This window comes from Acinetobacter sp. MF4640 (assembly GCF_002018895.1).
Classification (GTDB): Bacteria; Pseudomonadota; Gammaproteobacteria; order Pseudomonadales; family Moraxellaceae; genus Acinetobacter; species Acinetobacter johnsonii.
Genome location: NZ_MVOM01000124.1, coordinates 1 through 1,359, shown reverse-complemented (window position 1 = coordinate 1,359; position 1,359 = coordinate 1). Strand labels below are relative to the sequence as shown.

Annotated in this window: 1 protein-coding gene and 1 pseudogene; both read left to right on the top strand. The window is 39.6% G+C overall.

Annotated elements, in window-relative coordinates:
- Window positions 1–42 precede the first annotated feature (42 nt).
- Entirely contained in the window at window positions 43–1,002 is a 960-nt protein-coding gene (locus MF4640_RS18715) for a GlxA family transcriptional regulator (protein ID WP_010326911.1), read from the top strand.
- Between the two features lie 224 nt (window positions 1,003–1,226).
- Window positions 1,227–1,359: pseudogene (locus MF4640_RS19220) on the top strand (IS5/IS1182 family transposase); the annotation flags it as partial.

Genomic DNA, 1,359 nt, shown 5'->3' with positions numbered 1-1,359 from the left:
GGGACAACATGCTATATTTATTATTTTAGAGAGGTAGATTGAATGGCTATACCAGTGATTGGATTGTTCGTATATCCCAATATAAATCCATTTCACTTCTCTATCCCCCATATCATTTTCAATATCAAGATTGAAGATAAACGCTTATTTGATCTGAGAATTTTTTCTATAGATGGCCAACCCGTAAAAACAGAACAGTCTATGATGATTATCCCTGATGGGGGGATCGAACTTATTAAACAATTGGATCTTATTATTATTCCTGGATGGGATGATTTTAATCACAAACCTGAAAAAGTACTTATCGATGCCCTAAATTGTGCATATCAAGCTGGAATTAGAATTGTAGGGTTATGCTACGGAACTTATGCATTGGCATATGCAGGGCTGCTTGACCATAAAAAAGCAGCTACGCACTGGATGGCTGAACAGGATTTTAGTGAACGATTTCCACAGGTTCAACTTGATAATGACGCCCTGTATGTAGAAGACCAAAGGATCGTAACCTCTGCTGGAACAGGCGCAGCGTTAGACTGCTGCTTGTACTTGGTACGTGAAATCTATAATGCACGAATTGCGAATAAAGTTGCTAGAGTAATGGTGATCCCGCCTCACCGTGAAGGTGGGCAAACTCAGTTTATTGAACAGCCAGTCGCAGAATCGAGCCAAGATGCACAAATTAACCTATTACTTGATTTTTTAAGAAAGAATTTAGCCTTACAACATAATATTGAAAGCCTCGCTGAACGGACACATATGACACGCAGGACGTTCACACGGCACTTTAAGAAAGCGACAGGTATGACCTTAGTCGATTGGCTGAATACTGAAAGAATCAGATTAAGTTGTGAACTTTTAGAAGCGACAAACTTGTCTATCGAAAAGATAACCGAGCTTTCAGGTTTTAATAATACTGTGTCATTTAGAAAGAATTTCCGTGAAAAATATGGCACCTGCCCACTAGCATGGAGAAAAGCATTTGGGATCAAAAAAAAAAGATAATCATCCCCACTTTCTATAAAAGAGTTATTCGAAACAGCCCTCACAGAAGGACTATTCCAATTCACACACTGCACAAAGACAGTGACTGTACCTTTATCAAAATCGAATCCGCTGTTCAGGCTGAGAGCAGGATGCACAGCATGAATGTTTTGATCATGATAGAAACAAAGGGCTTTGTTGCACAAACCTATCTGTAAAGGGTTTTTCAGCGATATAATTTTCAAATGAAGAAGCCTACACACAAAATCTACCGCACAACCAATTGGCCCGCATATAACCGAGCACTCATGAGTCGCGGAAATATTGCTATTTGGTTTGATCCTGCTACGCAATGGTATGCGCCATCAAAAGGCAAAC